Raw genomic sequence first — 18,495 nt, forward strand, 5'->3', positions numbered from 1 at the left:
GGCGTCGCCCTCCAGGTACAGGTGCAGGCCGCCGGCGTTCCACACGCCGAAGCTCTGCCCCGCGGTGCCCTTGAGGCGCACCGTGACGGGCGCATCGCTCATGCCGTAGTTGCCGTGGCGCAGGGCGATCTCGCCGGACACGCGCGCGCCGATGGAGCGGTTGACGTTCTTGACCTCGTAGTGGAACTCGCCGCCCTGCATGGATTCGATGGCGGGCAGCATGTCCGCGACCATGCGCTCGGCCAGTTCACCCTTGTCGAACGGCGTGTTGTGCGGCTCCACGCAGAAGCGCGGCTTGTCGGCCGGGACGCCGCCGTCGGACAGGATGGCGCCGAAGTCGATATGCGCCTGGCGCTCGGTGTCGCCGTCGATGACCTGCAGCAGGTCGGTGCGGCCGATCAGGTCGGTGAGGCTGCGCACGCCGAGCTTGGCCATCCAGCGGCGGGTCTCCTCGGCGACGAAGCGGAAGTAGTTCACTACCATGTCGACCTTGCCGACGAAGTGGTTCATACGCAGCACCTTGTCCTGCGTGGCCACGCCGGTGGCGCAGTTGTTCAGGTGGCAGATGCGCAGGTATTTGCAGCCCATGGCGATCATCGGGCCGGTGCCGAAGCCGAAGCTCTCGGCGCCGAGAATGGCCGCCTTGATCACGTCCAGTCCGGTCTTCAGGCCGCCGTCTGTCTGCAGGCGAACCTTGTCGCGCAGGTTGTTCATGCGCAGGGTCTGGTGGGTTTCGGTGAGGCCCAGCTCCCACGGGGAGCCCGCGTATTTCACGCTGGTCAGCGGGCTGGCGCCGGTGCCGCCGTCATAGCCCGAAATGGTGATCAGGTCGGCATAGGCCTTGGCGACGCCGGCGGCGATGGTGCCCACGCCGGCTTCGGACACCAGCTTCACCGAAACCAGCGCCTTCGGGTTGACCTGCTTGAGGTCGAAGATGAGCTGCGCCAGATCCTCGATGGAGTAGATGTCGTGATGCGGCGGTGGCGAGATCAGCGCCACGCCGGGTTTGGAGAAGCGCAGCTTGGCGATCATCTCGTTGACCTTGTGGCCGGGCAGCTGGCCGCCCTCGCCGGGCTTGGCGCCCTGCGCCACCTTGATCTGCAGGACCTCGGCGTTCACCAGGTAATGCGGGGTGACGCCGAACCGCCCGGAAGCGACCTGCTTGATCTTGGACATCCTGTCGGTGCCGTAGCGCTCCACGGCCTCGCCACCCTCACCCGAGTTGGAACGGGCGCCCAGGCGGTTCATGGCCTGCGCCAGAGTCTCGTGGGCCTCGGGCGACAGGGCGCCCAGCGACATGCCGGCGGAGTCGAAACGCCTGACGATCTGCTCGATCGGCTCGACCTCGTCGAGCGGGATCGGCGTGATGTCCTCGCGCACTCTGAGCAGGTCGCGCAGCACGGTTGCGGGGCGACTGTTGATCAGGTCGGCATGCGCCTCCCAGTCACTGTAGTCGCCGGACGCCACGGCCTTGTGCATGGTCTGCACCACGTCCGGGTTGTAGGCGTGGTACTCGCCGCCGTGGATGTACTTGAGCAGGCCGCCCTGCGACAGCGGCTTGCGCGGATCCCAGGCCGTCTTGGCCAGCAGGATCTGGTCGGCGTGCAGGTCCTGGAAGCGGATGCCCTGCACGCGGCTTACCGTGCCGGTAAAGCACAGGTCGACGACCTCGTCGTTCAGGCCGACGATCTCGTACAGCTGGGCACCGCGGTAGGAGGCGATGGTCGAGATGCCCATCTTGGACATGACCTTGTACAGTCCCTTGCCGATCGCCTTGATGTAGGAGGTGGCGATCTGGTTGGGGGTCTTGTCCTTGATCTCGCCCGAGTCGAGCATGCCCTGCAGCGACTCGAACGCCTGGTAGGGGTAGATCGCGGTCGCGCCGTAGCCCAGCAGGCAGGCGAAATGGTGGGGATCGCGCGCGGTGGCGGTCTCGACGATGAGGTTGGCGTCGCAGCGCAGGCCCTCGTGAATCAGACGGTGGTGCACTGCGCCCACGGCCAGCAGGGCGTGCACGGGAAGCGCATCCTCGCGGATGTCGCGGTCGCTGAGCACGATGACCGGCTTGCCGTCGCGGACCTGGTTGATGGCCTCGTCGCAAATGGTCTCCAGGGCGGCCCGGTAGTCCAGGCCCTTGGGCCGGTTCAGGTCGACGACGGCGTGCGGGAAGCCGTTTTCGTCCAGTGCGAGCAGCTGACGGAAGTGGTCCTCGGAGAGCACCGGGGTGTTCAGGATCAGGCGCGCCGCATGGTCGGCGTCCTCTTCGAACAGGTTCTGCTCGGGACCGATGCAGGTCTCCAGCGACATGACGATGCTTTCGCGCAACGGGTCGATGGGCGGGTTGGTGACCTGGGCGAACTGCTGGCGGAAGTTGTCGTAGGGCGAGCGCACGATGTTCGACAGCACCGGGAACGGGGTGTCGTCGCCCATGGAGCCCACGGCCTCCTGGCCGGCCTCAGCCAGCACGCGCAGCACCTGGTCGCGCTCCTCGAAGGAGACGTTGAACATCTTTTCGTAGCACAGCAGCTTGTCGGACCCGAACGGCTGGGTGCTGAGCGGCACGTTGTCGATATGCGTCTCGAGACGGCGGGCGCGTTCGTCCAGCCACTTGCGATAAGGCTGGCGCTGCTTGAGCTTTTCGTCGATGTCGTGCGGCAGCAGCAGCTCGCCGGTGTGGGTGTCGGCGGCAAGCATCTGGCCGGGCTTGAGGCGGCCCTTGGCCACCACGTCCTCGGGCGCGTAATCGTAGACGCCGATTTCCGAGGCGAGGGTGATGTGACGGTCCTTGGTGATCACGTAGCGCGCGGGACGCAGGCCGTTGCGGTCCAGGCAGCAGGCTGCGTGGCGGCCGTCGGTCAGCACCACGCCGGCCGGGCCGTCCCAGGGCTCCATGTGCATGGAGTGATATTCGTAGAAGGCGCGCAGGTCGGCGTCCATGTGCTCGACGTTCTGCCAGGCCGGCGGCATGAGCAGGCGCATGGCGCGGAAGATGTCCATGCCGCCCGCGAGCAGCACTTCCAGCATGTTGTCCAGGCTGGAGGAGTCCGAGCCCTCCATCGAGACCAGCGGCAGCAGGTCGGAAAGCTTGGGCAGGTCGGGCGCCGCGAGCGTGTAGGCGCGGGCCTGGGCCCAGTAGCGGTTGCCGCGGATGGTGTTGATCTCGCCGTTGTGGGCGAGGAAGCGGAACGGCTGTGCCAGGCGCCACTGTGGCCAGGTGTTGGTGGAAAAACGCTGGTGGAACACGCACAGGGCGCTTTCCATGCGGGTGTCGTTCAGGTCGGCGTAGAACACCGGCAGATAGGCCGGCATGACCAGGCCCTTGTACGACAGCACGCGCGCCGACAGGCTGGGGATGTAGAACATCTCGTCCTGGTTCTCCAGGGCGAGTTCGGTGCGGCGCCGGGCCACGTACAGGTGGCGCTCCAGCGCGGCCTCATCCATGTCGGACGATGCGTTGACGAAGATCTGCTCGATATGGGGCAGGGTCTTGAGTGCTTCTTCACCGCAGGCGGAAGGGTCGGTCGGCACCTCGCGCCAGCCGGCCACGTCGAGGCCCTCCTGGCGCAGTTCCGCTTCCAGGGCGGCGCGGGCGGCGGCGGCCTTGGCCGAATCGGTGTTCAGGAATACCAGGCCTACACCGTAATGTTCGCCGAGCTCGATGCCGGCCTCGGCGGCCACGGTGCGCAGGAAACGGTCGGGCTTTTTGAGCAGCAGGCCGCAGCCGTCGCCGGTCTTGCCGTCGGCGGCGATCGCCCCGCGGTGGGTCATGCGGGACAGGGCCTTGATGGCCGTTTCGACCAGCCAATGGCTGGCCTGATCGTCCATTTGGGCAATCAATCCGAAGCCACAGTTGTCGCGTTCGAATTCCGGGCGATAGAGGCTCTTCGGCTGACTGGTGGCCTTCATCTCTGCGGTCTCCAGGTAGGCACTACAGACTTGATGCATCCGGGCGGGGGCGCCCGAAACCGACATTCAAAACCAACGCCGCTGCTTAGCAGGGCGGCCGATCAGAGTACCCGATTCTGCCCCGGCTCAGCAATACCGGCGGGCCGGTCATGCCTCCCGGTAAGGGATTGTTCTCTTGACACTCACCCGCGGCCCTTCCTAGCATGCGCGCTCTCTAATAAGGTGGCTGTACATGGATCAGGCTGAAATCCGGGCGCTGGTGGCGGATGACATGGCAGCGGTCGACGCTTTGATCGGCCGGCGCCTGCAGTCGGATGTGGTGCTGATCAATCAGCTCGGCCAATACATTATCAACAGCGGCGGCAAGCGCCTGCGTCCCATTATCGCGCTGCTGGTCGCGCGTGCCTGCGGCTATACGGGCGAAAGCCACGTCAATATCGCCGCCATCGTCGAATTCATCCATACCGCCACCCTGCTGCACGACGACGTGGTCGACGCCTCCGAACTGCGCCGTGGCAAGGACACCGCCAACGCGGTGTGGGGCAACGAGGCCGCCGTGCTGGTCGGCGATTTCCTCTATTCACGCGCCTTCGAGATGATGGTGGATGTCGGCTCCATGCGGGTCATGGAGATCCTGGCGCAGACCACCAACACCATCGCCGAGGGCGAGGTGCTGCAGCTGCTCAATTGCCACGATGCGGACACCACCGAAGCGCGCTACATGGAGGTCATCCATTCCAAGACCGCCAAGCTGTTCGAGGCCGCCAGCCGCCTGGGTGCCGTGCTCGCGGGCCTGGACACGGAGGCCGAGGAGGCGATGGCGCGCTACGGCATGCACCTGGGCACGGCCTTCCAGCTCATCGACGACGTGCTGGACTATTCGGCCTCCAGCGAGGCGATGGGCAAGAACGTCGGAGACGACCTGGCCGAGGGCAAGCCGACCCTGCCGCTGATCCACGCCATGCGCCAGGGAACGGCCGATCAGGCCGCCGTGGTCCGCGCCGCCATCGAGGAGGGTGGGCTGGAGCGCATCAACGAAGTGCTGGCAGCGATTGAATCCACCGGGGCCATTGCGTACACTTCGCGCGTTGCACGGGAGGAAGCGGAGCGGGCCGTCGAGCAGCTCCGGGTACTTCCTGACTCGCGTTTCAAGAGCGCCCTCGGTGACCTCGCCGAGTTTTCGGTGGACCGGACCTTCTAAGCGCTTTTTTAAGCTTTTTAAATAACGGGCTGCTGTTGTCGCTCAGGCGAGCATGATTTTGACGTCCTATCGTGCCGCATGAGTAGACAAAAACTGTCTGTTAGATACCTACCATCGGAGTGTAGCTCAGCCTGGTAGAGCACTGCCTTCGGGAGGCAGGGGTCGTAGGTTCGAATCCTATCACTCCGACCAATTCCAGAATCCCGGCGGCCCGGCATACAACCGGGCCGCAGATTTTTCGACGCGACCCATCGACGCACGCGTCCACCATGTTTTCCGATTCCGCCATCCCCACCCTTTGCGTTTTGTCTGATTCCCTGGTGACGCGAGGACGTCCGCGGCGTGTCTGAGTTATCTCCCGCAAAATCGCTGGCGACGCTGCGCCTGTTGCTGGACGCCTGCCTGAGTGCGGACCGCCCGCGTCTGGCAAAACGCCTGGAGGGGCTGGAACGCCGGGTGCGGCGCGGGCAACCCATCGATCGCGGCCTGCCCGGCCTGGAAACGGCCGTCAGCGAATCTCAGGGGCGTTGCGAAGCACGACAGGCGGCCCTGCCCGTGCCCAAATATCCGCCCGAGCTGCCGGTCAGCGCCGAAAAGGACCGCATCCTGAGCGCCATCGCCGAGCACCAGGTGGTGGTGATCTGCGGCGAGACCGGGTCCGGCAAGACCACCCAGCTGCCCAAGATCTGTCTGGAACTGGGGCGCGGGGCGGCCGGCATGATCGGTCACACCCAGCCGCGGCGCATTGCCGCACGCGCGGTCGCTTCCCGCGTGGCGGAGGAACTTGAGACGGAAATCGGTCACGGCGTCGGCTTCAAGGTGCGCTTCTCGGACCACGTCGGCCCGGACAGTTACCTCAAGCTGATGACCGACGGCATCCTGCTGGCCGAGATTCAGGGCGACCCCCTGCTGAGCCAGTACGACACGCTGATCATCGACGAGGCGCACGAACGCAGCCTGAACATCGATTTCCTGCTCGGCTATCTCAAGCAGCTGCTGCCGCAGCGTCCCGACCTCAAGCTCATCATCACCTCCGCCACCATCGACCCGGAGCGTTTCGCGCGGCATTTCGGAGACGCCCCCGTTATCGAGGTATCGGGCCGCACCTATCCGGTCGAGGTGCGCTACCGGCCGCTGGTGGACCCGGACAGCGACGAGGCGGACCGTTCGCGCCTGGAAGGCATCGTGGCCGCCTGCGACGAGCTGGCGCGCGAAGGGCCGGGGGACATCCTGGTGTTCCTGGCCGGGGAGCGGGAGATCCGTGAAGCAGCCGAGGCGCTGCGCAAGCATCATCCGGCCGGTACCGAAATCCTGCCGCTGTACGCACGCCTCTCGGCCGCCGAGCAGAACCGGGTGTTCCGGCCGCACGGCGGGCGCCGCATCGTGCTGGCCACCAACGTGGCGGAAACCTCCCTGACGGTGCCCGGCATCCACTATGTGGTGGACCCGGGACAGGCGCGTGTTTCGCGCTACTCCTGGCGCGCCAAGGTGCAGCGCCTGCCCGTCGAGCCCGTCTCCCAGGCCTCCGCCAACCAGCGTGCCGGGCGCTGCGGGCGCGTGGCCGAGGGCGTGTGCATCCGCCTTTATTCGCAAGAGGATTTCGAGTCGCGTCCCGCCTTTACCGATCCCGAAATCCTGCGTACCAACCTGGCCTCGGTGATCCTGCAGATGGCGGCGCTGGGACTTGGCGACGTGGAACGCTTCCCGTTCATCGAGGCGCCGGACAGCCGCCAGGTGAAAGACGGTTACCTGCTGTTGGAGGAACTGCACGCCGTTGATGCCCGGCAAAAGCTGAGCCTGTTGGGGCGGCAGCTGGCGCGCCTGCCCATCGACCCGCGCCTCGGGCGCATGCTGCTGGGCGGGCGGGACGAGGGCGCGCTGGCCGAGGTGCTGGTGATCGTCGCTGCGCTGGCGGTGCAGGATCCGCGCGAGCGCCCGCTGGAACATCAGCAGGCGGCGGACGAAAAGCATGCCCGGTTTCGCGACGAGCATTCGGATTTTCTCGCCCTGCTCAATCTGTGGCGTTATTTCCACGAACAGCGGCGGCACCTGTCCAACAATCAGTTGCGCAAGCTGTGCCAGCGAGAGTTCCTGTCCTGGATGCGCATGCGCGAATGGGTCGAGACTCACCGCCAGCTGCACGGCCTGCTGCGCGAGATGGGTTTTGCCGAAAATCAGGTGGCAGCGGAATACGCCCCGATTCATCGTGCCCTGCTCACCGGACTGCTCGGGCAGGTCGGCAACCGCAGCGAGGAAAAGGCCAAGCCGCAGTCCTATCTGGGGGCCCGCAATCGCCGTTTTTACATCTTCCCCGGTTCGGGGCTGCAAAAACGCGCGCCGAAATGGCTGATGGCAGCGGAGCTGACCGAAACCACCCGGTTGTATGCACGCACGGTGGCACGGATCGAGCCCGAATGGCTGGAGTCGCTGGGGGCCCATCTGCTCAAGCACCACATCCACGAACCGCACTGGGAGCAAAAGCCCGCACGCGTGGTGGCCTACGATCGCCAGACCCTGTACGGGCTGGTGGTGAATCCCCGCAAACGGGTCGATTACGCCAGGACGCATCCGCGCGAGGCGCGCGAGCTGTTCATTCGCCATGCCCTGGTGTACGGGGACTACCGCAGCGATGCGCCCTTCCTGCACCACAACCGCGATCTCATCGAGGACATCGAATCGCTGGAGGCCAAGGCGCGGCGGCGCGACATCCTGGTCGACGAGGAAACCTTGTTTGCGTTCTACGACCGTCAGCTGCCACCCGCGATCAACAACGGCGCGGCCTTTGAGAAATGGCGCCGCGGTTACGAGCACGAGCACCCCAAGGCGTTGTTCCTGACCCGCGAGGCGTTGATGCAGCATGCGGCCCTGGAGGTGACGGGCGAACGCTTCCCGGACAGCCTGACCTTCCCGGGTGGTCTGCGCCTGCCGCTGCACTACCAGCTCGAACCGGGCAGCGAGGCGGACGGCGTGACCCTGGTGGTGCCCGCGCCGGTGCTCAATCAGGTGGATGCGCAGCGCTGCGCCTGGCTGGTGCCCGGTCTGCTGGAGGAAAAGGTCACCACCCTGATCCGCGGTCTGCCCAAGGCGCTGCGGCGCAGTTTCGTGCCGGCGCCGGATTTCGCGCGCGCCTGCGTAAGCGCCCTGCCGTTCGCGGAGGGTGATCTGCTGGAGCGCCTGACGCATCAGCTCCAGCGCATGACCGGGGTCGAGGTGCCGCGGGAGCAATGGGACGAAGCCGCGCTGCCCGAACATCTGCGTATGCGGTTCGAGGTGGTCGACGGTCAGGGCAAACCGCTGGCGGCGGACCGGGATCTGGAAGCGCTGCGTGCCCGGCTGGAAGGCCGGGTGGCCGAGACCTTCGAGGCGTTGCCGACCTCGAGTCTGGAACGCGACGAGGTCACCGCATGGGACTTCGGCGATCTGCCGGAGACCGTGGAGATCGAGAGCCGCGGATTGAAGCTGGCCGGCTATCCCACCCTGACGGTGGAGGGCGAGCGTCTGGCGCTGCGCATCGTGGACAGCGCGGAGAAGGCGCAGACCGCCTTGCGGAGCGGCTTGATCCGCCTGTTGCGTCTGGAGCTGCGCGAGCAGGTGAAGTACCTGCACAAGAACCTGCCGGATATCCAGCAATCCTGCCTGCAGTTCGCCAGCATCGGTCGCTGCGAAGCGCTGAAGGACGACATCGTCGATGCCGCGCTGGCGCGCGCGTTCCTGGCTGAGCCGCTGCCCCGCACGCAGTCCGACTTCGAAGCCCGTCTGGAGGCCGGTCGTTCACGGCTGGTCGCCGAGGCCAACGAGATCGCCGAACAGGTGAGTCGATCATTGACGGCCTTCGGGCGTGTGCGCAAGGCGCTCAAGGGCAATATCCCCATGGCCTGGCTGGAGGCGGTCAATGATGTCCGTGACCAGCTTGAGCACCTGATCTATCCGGGGTTCGTGAGCGCGACGCCACCTGAGGCGCTGCCGCATCTGCAGCGCTACCTGACCGCGGTCGAGCGTCGCCTGGAAAAACTTGAACGGGATCCGGGCCGGGATCGGCGCAGCCGGCTGGAAGTGGAGCCGTTGTGGACGCGCTGCAAACAGGCCCTGGAAGCGGCGGTGGCAAAAGGCAGGATTTCGGATGGGCTGCAGGCGTACCGCTGGCAGATCGAGGAGCTGCGGGTTTCGCTGTTCGCGCAGGAACTCGGCACACCGGGGCCGGTATCGGTACAGCGTCTCGAAAAACGCTGGGCCGAGATCAAACACGCCTAGATAAATGCCGTGGGGCACCCATCCCTGGGTGCCCCACAGCACAGATCAAGCTCGTCCTGAGCAGTTTTTCCGGATCAGTACATCAACCACGCGCCCAGGGAGATCGTGTTGTTGTCCGAGGCGCTGCGGCCACTGCCGTCGTAGTTCGAGCTTGATCCGTCGAACTTGTCGTAGCCGATGTACTGCAGGGCGAACTTGGTATTCACCCACGGCACGTAATCCAGTTCGGCGATCCAGCCCGAGGTGTCGGGCTTGCCGGTGACGCCGTTCGAGAACAGCAGGGGGTCCGTGCTGCCGGTGGTGTTGAAGTACGCTAGGGTGCCGCCGTATTCGCTGTTGTTGAAATAGGTGGCGTCGATCTTGGCGGTGTCCAGATGGTCGGAGGACGAGGAGGCCGCCCCTGCGGCATAGGAGCCATCCATATTCATCTTCTCGTGGATGTAGGTGGCATGCACTGTCACCGTGTTGTTGTTGCCCAGGTACTGATACTGGGTGTCGACGGCCGTATCCAGATACTTGTCGGTCGGTCCGTCGGTGCCCTGGGTATAGACCTTGGTGTCCATGCCGTAGGTGCCGACCTCCCAGGAGTTGCTGCCCCAGTTATGCTCCAGCGCCAGCCGCCAGTAGGGCGCCTCGCCCGCCAGTAGGTGGGGGTTGTCGCCGGTGTTCAGGCCGGGTGAGGAGGCGGTGTTGCTGCCGTCCTGGTTGCCGAGCTGCGACGAACGGTAGGCGCTGACCTGGCCGTACAACCAGCCGTTCCAGAAACCGTAAACACCGAGGCCGGCAACCTGCTGGGCGAGTTGCCCATCCAGTTGGGTGGCGTAATCCGGGCCGGTCACGCCGGTATTGGGCGTGGCATAGGGATAGCCCCAGGCGGGGGTCGAATTCCACAGATCGCCCACTGTCGGGCTGTTGTTCAGCACCACCCCGTAGATCAGGTCATTGTTCTTGATGTTGGTCTGATCCGCGAAACGGACGTCAGTGTTGTCGAGGCTGATGTGGTCTTCGGCGCCGTCATAGGTCAGCTGCATGAAGCTGCCGACCTTGGGGCTGATCCGGCCGGCGTAGAACAGGCTCATCTGCGTGGGCAGCTGGGCATTGTTCTTCTGTGAACCGGGTTGGTGTTTGTTGATGACCGAATCGGCCACCTGGATCATCAGCGACAGCGGGGGGTACTTGTCGATGTTCAGGTCGGTTACCTTGTTGCGCTCCTGGGTGATCGATTCCCCGTTGGTCATGGTGTAGCCGAGCGCCTTGAAGCGCCGGCCGAATGGGGTGAGTTGCGGATAGACGGTGTGGCAGGCCGAGCATGACACGCCCAACTGGCGCGCGAAACTCGGCACGGCATGTGCGGCCGGTGCCAGGCCGGCGAGCAGCAACAGGCCGCCGCTGGCCGACAAAACTTTTTGTGTGAGTAACGTCTTGAATTTCATGATGCCCTCCAGGTTCTTGGACATGGCTATACGGATGAATCGCGGTGTACGCGGCGCGGATGCCGCAGGTGGAAAAGCACAGCAAGAGGCGGCCTGCGGCCTAGATGCGCAGGCGCTGGGTACTCAGGTAAAGCGGGCTGGCGAGAAGAGTGGTGTATAGCTTGAGGCGGGGATAGGCGGACGAGGTGCGCCGCAATTGAGCCGCAAGCAGCAGATAGAAAATCAGCAGCATCAGCATGGCGGGCAATTCCAGGCGGCCGTCATTCGATTCCGCGCTGTCGGGTTCGGCCTGTTCGAAAGGGTGCTGGCTGTCGGCGAAAGCCGAAGGGGCGACGACGTGTACATGTATCCCGAACGCATCGAAGGCCGCCCTGCCTTCGGAGTCAATCTGATTGCCGAGGGATTCGATGGTCGACATGATGAATCCGGGCTGGGCATGGGTCGCGCGGGACATTGCCGGCCCGAGCACGATCAGCAGCATGCAGAGAGCCACGCCCATGAGGACCGGTGTCCAGCTGCGTAAGGTATCCTCGAAACGACACATACCGATCGAATGTCTCCCTGCCCGGTATCCGTTAAGTGAAGACTGCAAATGCCGACTCGTCCCATCGTGCGGCATCCTGCCCGCCGCTGTTTTATGTTGACTCGGAAACGCGGGAAAGATTCAGGGTGAATGTAGACCAAAATTGACGTAGATCAATAGATGATCGGCGTGCCCGCCTCGATGCGATCCCAACCGGGAAGCGCGGGGTGCGATAGTGGAATCGGCTGCCGGTTTGGTGTTCCTGAGCTACATAACACGGGCACATACCTCAATTAAGGAGACAAGCCATGCGCTTCAATATCAAGGCCTTCGCGCTGACCTGCGCCCTGGTGTGGGGGTTTGGGGTGTTCTTCCTGACTTGGTGGATCATGGCCTTCGACGGCGCCACCGGGCAGGTGACTTGGCTGGGCCAGATATACCGTGGCTATAACATCAGTCCCGAAGGCAGCCTGATCGGTCTGATCTGGGCCTTCTTCGACGGTCTGGTGGGCGGTGCCGTGTTTGCCTGGCTGTACAACCTGTTGGCGGGGCGCGGTGCACCGTGAACGAAACGGTATGGACGCGCTTGCGGTATACCGCCGGCAGTCTGGTAAGCTTCACCGATGGCCAAGGGCATTCTTTATATCGTGTCGGCGCCCTCCGGGGCGGGTAAGACCAGCCTCGTCAACGCGCTGGTCTCGCGCCTGGACAACGTACAGATTTCGGTTTCCCATACCACCCGGGCGCCGCGGCCCGGCGAGGAAAATGGCCGCGATTATCATTTCGTGGACGAGCATCGCTTCCTGGGCATGATCGAGGACGGCGATTTCCTGGAGCATGCGCGGGTGTTCGACCACTTCTACGGCACCTCCCGGGCGGCAGTGGAGGAGCAGCTCGCTGCCGGCAAGGACGTGATCCTGGAAATAGACTGGCAGGGAGCTCAGCAGGTGCGCCGCTGCATGCCGGGCTGCGTGTCGGTGTTCATCCTGCCGCCTTCGCTGGATGTCCTGGAGACCCGGCTGCGCGGTCGCGGCCAGGATCCGGACGAGGTCATCGCCCGGCGCATGCGCGACGCCGTCAACGAGATGTCCCACTATCACGAGTACGATTACCTGGTGGTGAACGGCGATTTCGAGGAGGCCCTCGCCAATCTGGCCGTCCTGTTCCGTGCCCACCGGCTCAGGCTGGAGGCTCAGCAGGTGCGTCACCGCGCCCTGATCGAGTCGCTGCTGGCCTGAGGCCGGCCCTTGACTTACAATAATTGATTATTTCTCTTTGGATTTTTGACAGGAGTAGCACATGGCCCGCATTACGGTCGAAGACTGCCTGGACAAGGTGGACAACCGCTTTCACCTCGTTCTGGTAGCCAGCAAGCGCGCCCGCCAGGTCGCCATGGGTATGGAGCCCCTGGTCGAGTGGGAGAACGACAAGCCTACGGTGGTGGCCTTGCGCGAGATCGCCGAGAACCGCATCGGCCCCGAGATTCTGGATCAGGAGGATGTCCTCCCCGCCAAGCCCGAGCCGGAACCGCTGGTTATCGAGGACGAGCGCACGGACTTCTGATCCGATGCGCGGGTTATTCCATGGCGGAGAGCGCAGGCAGCCTCGCCTCGTACGGCTCGCAGGACGCCACGCGCATTCTGTGCAGTGACCTCTGTGCCATTCTCGAAACCTATCTCGAACCCCCCGAGATAAGAGACGTTTACCGCGCCTATCTGTTCGGCGCGGAGGCCCATGAAGGGCAGACCCGCATGTCGGGCGAGCCCTACATCTACCATCCCCTCGCGGTCGCCAAGACCATGGCCGAGATGCGCATGGATCACATGAGCATCATGGCCGCCATCCTCCACGACGTGATGGAGGACTCGCACGTTCCCAAGGAACGCCTGGTGGAGGAGTTCGGCGAGGAGGTGGCCAACCTTGTCGACGGGGTCAGCAAGCTGACCCACCTCAAGTTCGAGTCCCGCGCCGAGGCGCAGGCGGAGAACTTCCGCAAGATGATGCTGGCGATGGTGCAGGATCTGCGCGTCATCCTCATCAAGCTGGCCGACCGTCTGCACAACATGCGCACCATGCGCGCCCTGCGTCCGGACAAGCGGCGGCGCATCGCGCGCGAAACCCTGGACATCTATGCCCCCATCGCCCAGCGTCTGGGCATGAACACGCTGCGCCGTGAACTCGAGGTGCTGAGCTTTCAGGCCATGTACCCGATGCGTTATCGGGTGCTGGAAAAATCCGTCGCCAAGGCGCGCGGCAATCGCAAGGAAGTGCTGCAGAAGATCGAGTCCAGCATCGTGCAGCGCATGGAGGACAGTCATATCGAGGCCCATATCTACGGGCGCGAAAAAAACCTCTACAGCATCTATCGCAAGATGCGCCAGAAGCAGATCTCGTTCAACGAGGTCTACGACGTGTTCGCGGTGCGCGTGGTGGTGGACGATGTGGACACCTGCTACCGCGCCCTGGGCGTGCTGCACAACCTGTACAAGCCGGTGCCGGGACGCTTCAAGGATTACATCGCCATTCCCAAGGCCAACGGCTATCAGTCGCTGCACACCGTGCTGTTCGGGCCCCACGGCATTGCCATAGAGATGCAGATCCGCACCAAGGAGATGGACCGGGTGGCGGAAAGCGGCATCGCCGCGCACTGGCTGTACAAGAGCGGCGACAAGTACAGCGCGCGCGCCCAGGCGCGCGCCCGCGAATGGCTGAAGCAGGTGCTCGAGCTTCAGCAGAGCACCGGCAACTCCATCGAGTTCCTGGAAAACATCAAGGTCGACCTGTTTCCCGACGAGGTGTACGTGTTCACACCTCAAGGGGAGATCATGGAACTGCCGCGCGGCGCCACCGCGGTCGACTTCGCCTATGCCGTGCATACCGACGTCGGCAACACCTGCGTCGCGGCCAAGATCGACCGTCGTCTGGCGCCGCTGTCCTCGGTGCTCGAGAGCGGCCAGACCGTCGAGATCATCACCGCGCCGGGCGCCCGCCCGAATCCCGCCTGGCTCAGTTACGTGGTCACCGCGCGGGCGCGTTCGAGCATCCGCCATTTCCTCAAGAACCTGCGCGAGGACGAGGCCAATACGCTGGGGCGGCGCTTGCTGGACAAGGCCCTGTCCGGATTCGGCCTGACGCTGGAGCAGGTGCCGCAGGACCGGATCGATGCGCAGCTGGCGGAGCTGAAGCTCGACAGCCTCGACCAGCTGCTGCGCGACATCGGGCTGGGCAACCGCATGGCGCAGATCGTCGCGCGCCGCTTCGCCGACCAGGAACCCCAGCCAGAAGGCACGACGCCGGAGGTGCACAAGCCCCTGGCAGTGCAGGGCACCGAGGGTATGGTGGTCAGTTTCGCGCGCTGCTGCCACCCGATCCCCGGCGACCCCATCGTGGGCATCATGAGCGCCGGCCGCGGCCTGGTGATCCATCGGGAGAACTGCCGCAACGTCGCCGACTTCCGCGACCAGCCCGACCGCTGGATCAGCATGCAGTGGCAATCGGACGGCGCACAGGAATTCACGGTCTCGATCCGCGTGGTGACGGTGAACCAGCGCGGCGTGCTGGCCGCGCTCGCAACCCGCATCGCGGCCCTGGAGTCGAACATCGAGAACGTATCCTTCGAGGAACGCGACAGCGCCTCGACCACGATCACCTTCACCCTGGCGGTGCGCGACCGCAATCACCTCGCCGATATCATGCGGCATTTACGTGCCGTACCCGAAGTCATGCGCATTTCCCGCATGCGGGGATGAGGCGCCGGCGGCAAGTGCAAAGTCCCGAGTGCTGAGTTAGCCTCTCGCCTCATTCATTCTGAAACGGAGCAGTCATGACACGTCAGATCATTGCCACCGACGACGCCCCCAAGGCCATCGGTACCTATTCGCAGGCCGTGCGGATGGGCGACACGGTTTATCTCTCGGGGCAGATCCCGCTGGTGCCGGAGACCATGGAACTGGTGGAGGGCGATATGGAGGCGCAGATCCGGCGTGTGTTCGACAACCTCACGGCCGTTGCCCGGGCCGCCGGTGGCAGTCTGGCCGACATCGTCAAGCTCAATATCTTCCTGACCGACCTGACCCACTTCCCGCTGGTCAACCAGGTGATGGCGGAATATTTCCGCGAACCCTATCCCGCCCGCGCCGCCATCGGTGTGGCCGAGTTGCCCAAGGGGGCGGGTGTGGAGATGGATGCGATCCTGGTCCTGGGAGACTGAGACCGGGCGTATGCCGGACACCGTGGCGCAGGGTGCCGATGCGCCGGTGACCGCGCTCAAGGGCGTGGGGCCGAAGCTGGCCGAGCGTTTGACGCGCCTCGGCATCCATACGGTGCCCGACCTGCTGTTTCATCTGCCGATACGCTATCAGGACCGTACCCGCGTGGTGCCGATCGGTGCCCTGCTGCCAGGCATGGAGGCGGTCGTGGAGGGGGTGATCGAGCACAGCGAGGTCGTTTTCCGCCGCCGCCGCGCCCTGCTTTGCCGCCTCGCCGACGGTACCGGCGCGTTGACCCTGCGGCTGTTCCACTTCAATGCCACTCAGCAGCAGCGTCTGACACGCGGCACCCGGGTGCGCTGCTTCGGCGAGGTCCGGCGCGGACCGAACTCGCTGGAGATGGTCCACCCCGAGACGACCTACCTGGAAGGTGATGATGTCGAGGTCGAAGCGGCCCTGACCCCGATTTATCCCACCACGGAAGGTCTGCACCAGCTCAGTCTGCGGCGCCTCACCGACGAGGCGCTCAAACGCGTCGATGACCTGCCCGAGCTGTTGCCCGCGGACCTGCTCGCGGAGACCGGGTTTCCGACGCTTGCCGAGGCCCTGCACTATGTACATCGTCCTCCGCGCGATGCGGATCTGGCCAGGCTGGCGGAGGGCGTCCACCCCATGCAGGCCCGGCTGGTGCTGGAGGAGCTCATCGCCCATCACCTGAGTCTGCTGCGCCTGCGTGAACGCAGCACGCGCGAGGAGGCGCCGTGCGTCGATGCCGCCGGTGAGCTGATGCAGGCGTTGCATGCGGCCCTGCCGTTCGAACTCACCGGCGCCCAGCGCCGGGTGATCGACGAGGTCCGTGCCGATCTGAAACAAACCCATCCCATGACGCGGCTGGTGCAGGGCGATGTCGGTTCGGGCAAGACCGTGGTTGCCGCCAGCGCCTGTCTGCTTGCGGTGGAGGCCGGTTATCAGGCGGCGGTCATGGCGCCCACCGAACTGCTTGCCGAGCAGCATTACCGCAACTTCGAGCGCTGGCTGTCGCCGCTGGATCTGGAAGTGGTATGGCTGTCCGGGCGCCTGAAAAACGCCGCCCGCAACAAGGTGTGCGAGTCATTGATCAGCGGCCGGGCCGCAGTCGCCGTCGGCACCCATGCGTTGTTCCAGGAAGACATCGGGTTTCACGATCTCGGACTGGTGGTGGTCGACGAACAGCATCGCTTCGGGGTGCACCAACGCCTTGCGCTGCGCGAGAAGGGCGTGCAGGACGGCCGTTACCCGCACCAGCTGATCATGACGGCCACGCCCATTCCCCGCACCCTGGCGATGACGGCCTATGCTGATCTGGATTATTCGGTGATCGACGAACTGCCGCCCAACCGTACGCCCGTGACCACGGTGGCCATCGACGAGCGACGCCGTGCGAACGTGGTCGAACGCGTGGCACAGGCCTGCCGAGAGGGACGGCAGGCCTATTGGGTGTGTACCCTGATCGAGGATTCCGAGGCCTTGCAGGCCCAGGCGGCAGAGCAGACCTATGTGGTGCTGCAGGAGGCCCTGCCGCAGTTGCGAATCGGGCTGGTGCATGGCCGCATGAAGCCCGCCGACAAAGAAGCGGTGATGGGTGCTTTCAAACAGGGGAAGATCGATCTGCTGGTGGCGACCACGGTCATCGAGGTGGGCGTGGACGTGCCCAACGCATCCCTGATGATTATCGAAAACGCGGAACGGCTCGGTCTGGCGCAACTGCATCAGTTGCGCGGGCGGGTGGGGCGCGGTGCGGCGCAAAGCAGTTGCGTGCTCATGTACCACGGCCCGCTGAGCCAGAATGCACGCACCCGGCTCGACGCCATGCGGCGCACCACCGACGGTTTCGAGATCGCGCGCATCGATCTCGAGCTGCGCGGCCCCGGTGAGGTGCTGGGCACGCGCCAGACCGGGCTGATGAGCTTCAAGGTGGCGGACCTGATGCGTGACCAGGCCCTGCTGCCCCGCGTCAAGACCATCGCCGAGCGTTTGCAGGCAAGCGCCCCCGAGATCTGCGCGGCGCTGGTGCGGCGCTGGGTCGGCGAGTCCGCGCAACGGTTCGCACAGGTTTGAGACGGATATGAACGAGATGTCGCCACTGCTTTCCGCAACGCTGGGTGAGGCGTTGCGCGACTTGTTCGCGGAGCGCCTGGCGCAGGCCGGTGATGCATGCGAACGGTTGGTGAAGACCAGCGATGAGGAGGCCCTGCACGACTTCCGGGTGGCTATTCGGCGTCTGCGCAGCCTGCAGCGTGCATACGGCGGTTGGATGGGCAGCACCTTCAAGCCGCGCTTGCGCCGCGCCTTGAAGCAGCTTGCCAAAACGACCAATGCGGGACGCGATGCCGAGGTGCTGCTCGCCGCACTGGAGGATTTGAGTGCGCGTTGGACGCCTGCCCAACGTCCCGGCGTGCAGGCGTTTCAAGAACGCCTGCAGCGGCGGCGCGATAAGGCCTATGCCGAGGTCGTGGCCGCCATCCCGCCACAGTTCAGACAGGTGGGAAACGGATTCGAGGGCATGATCGACAAGCTGCCCGCCCGGGCCGGGATTCCTTTTGTAACCGCGACCTGCGAAGCCTGGCAGGGCTTTGCGGAGGATTTTCTCGCCCGGCTGGAGGCAGTCGGCGGGGGGCAGGACGAGGCAAAGCTGCACGCCCTGCGTATCGCCGGAAAGCGTTGCCGTTATCTCGTCGAACCCTTCGCCGAACTGAGTCCTGAGGCGGCGGATCTGGTAAGGCACTTCAAACGGTTGCAGGACTGCCTGGGCGAGCGCCACGATCTCGCGGTGCTGGGTGAGGCCTTGAACAAGGCGTCAGGCAAGCTCGCCGGACGATATGCACGGCAACGGATCAGTCAGGCGCTGGAAGCAAAGCAAGCGTCCACGAAGGATCCGATGCCCGGTTTGCTGGCCGTGGTGAAGGCACTCAAGGCCCGGCGCGAAACCCTGGC

The 18,495-nt window shown here is 64.8% G+C and carries 12 protein-coding genes and 1 tRNA gene; 10 read left to right on the forward strand and 3 right to left on the reverse strand.

Annotated elements, in window-relative coordinates:
• The coding region (gene gltB, locus P8Y64_08465; GenBank protein MEJ2060505.1) for a glutamate synthase large subunit at positions 1–3,906 on the reverse strand (3,906 nt) is incomplete at its 3' end.
• A 232-nt stretch (positions 3,907–4,138) separates the two neighbouring features.
• On the opposite strand from gltB, the gene ispB reads away from it, so the two are divergent.
• The 3 genes from ispB (at position 4,139) to hrpA (ending at position 9,358) form a co-directional block, all read left to right on the forward strand.
• Positions 4,139–5,107: an octaprenyl diphosphate synthase gene (ispB, locus tag P8Y64_08470; GenBank protein ID MEJ2060506.1), complete on the forward strand. Its 969-nt coding sequence runs from the start codon at positions 4,139–4,141 to the stop codon at positions 5,105–5,107.
• 115 nt (positions 5,108–5,222) lie between these two features.
• Positions 5,223–5,299 (forward strand) — tRNA-Pro (locus tag P8Y64_08475).
• Between the two features lie 150 nt (positions 5,300–5,449).
• Complete coding sequence (gene hrpA, locus P8Y64_08480) at positions 5,450–9,358, forward strand: ATP-dependent RNA helicase HrpA (GenBank protein MEJ2060507.1); 3,909 nt, start codon at positions 5,450–5,452, stop codon at positions 9,356–9,358.
• 74 nt (positions 9,359–9,432) lie between these two features.
• Here the strand turns inward: hrpA and P8Y64_08485 are convergent, their stop codons facing one another.
• Entirely contained in the window at positions 9,433–10,791 is a 1,359-nt protein-coding gene (locus tag P8Y64_08485; GenBank protein ID MEJ2060508.1) for a cytochrome C, read from the reverse strand.
• 100 nt (positions 10,792–10,891) lie between these two features.
• Positions 10,892–11,290, reverse strand: a complete 399-nt coding sequence (locus tag P8Y64_08490) for a hypothetical protein (protein MEJ2060509.1) — start codon at positions 11,288–11,290, stop codon at positions 10,892–10,894.
• Between the two features lie 332 nt (positions 11,291–11,622).
• On the opposite strand from P8Y64_08490, the gene P8Y64_08495 reads away from it, so the two are divergent.
• The 7 genes from P8Y64_08495 to P8Y64_08525 form a co-directional block, all read left to right on the forward strand.
• Complete coding sequence (locus tag P8Y64_08495; protein MEJ2060510.1) at positions 11,623–11,880, forward strand: bacteriophage holin; 258 nt, start codon at positions 11,623–11,625, stop codon at positions 11,878–11,880.
• A gap of 57 nt (positions 11,881–11,937) precedes the next feature.
• A complete protein-coding gene (gene gmk / locus P8Y64_08500) occupies positions 11,938–12,552 on the forward strand; it encodes a guanylate kinase (protein ID MEJ2060511.1) in 615 nt (204 codons plus the stop codon).
• 61 nt (positions 12,553–12,613) lie between these two features.
• Positions 12,614–12,877 (forward strand): DNA-directed RNA polymerase subunit omega, encoded by a 264-nt coding sequence (gene rpoZ, locus P8Y64_08505; GenBank protein ID MEJ2060512.1) that lies wholly within the window; start codon positions 12,614–12,616, stop codon positions 12,875–12,877.
• Positions 12,878–12,897: 20 nt separating this feature from the next.
• Complete coding sequence (spoT, locus tag P8Y64_08510; protein ID MEJ2060513.1) at positions 12,898–15,063, forward strand: bifunctional GTP diphosphokinase/guanosine-3',5'-bis pyrophosphate 3'-pyrophosphohydrolase; 2,166 nt, start codon at positions 12,898–12,900, stop codon at positions 15,061–15,063.
• A 74-nt stretch (positions 15,064–15,137) separates the two neighbouring features.
• Complete coding sequence (locus P8Y64_08515; GenBank protein MEJ2060514.1) at positions 15,138–15,524, forward strand: RidA family protein; 387 nt, start codon at positions 15,138–15,140, stop codon at positions 15,522–15,524.
• 10 nt (positions 15,525–15,534) lie between these two features.
• The gene (gene recG, locus P8Y64_08520) at positions 15,535–17,619 is read left to right on the forward strand and encodes an ATP-dependent DNA helicase RecG (GenBank protein MEJ2060515.1); all 2,085 of its coding nucleotides are present in this window, start codon (positions 15,535–15,537) and stop codon (positions 17,617–17,619) included.
• A gap of 16 nt (positions 17,620–17,635) precedes the next feature.
• Positions 17,636–18,495, forward strand: an 860-nt coding sequence (locus P8Y64_08525) for a CHAD domain-containing protein (protein ID MEJ2060516.1), incomplete at its 3' end; no start/stop codon positions are given.

It is taken from the genome of Gammaproteobacteria bacterium (genome assembly GCA_037388465.1).
Taxonomy (GTDB): Bacteria; Pseudomonadota; Gammaproteobacteria; order SpSt-1174; family SpSt-1174; genus JARRKE01.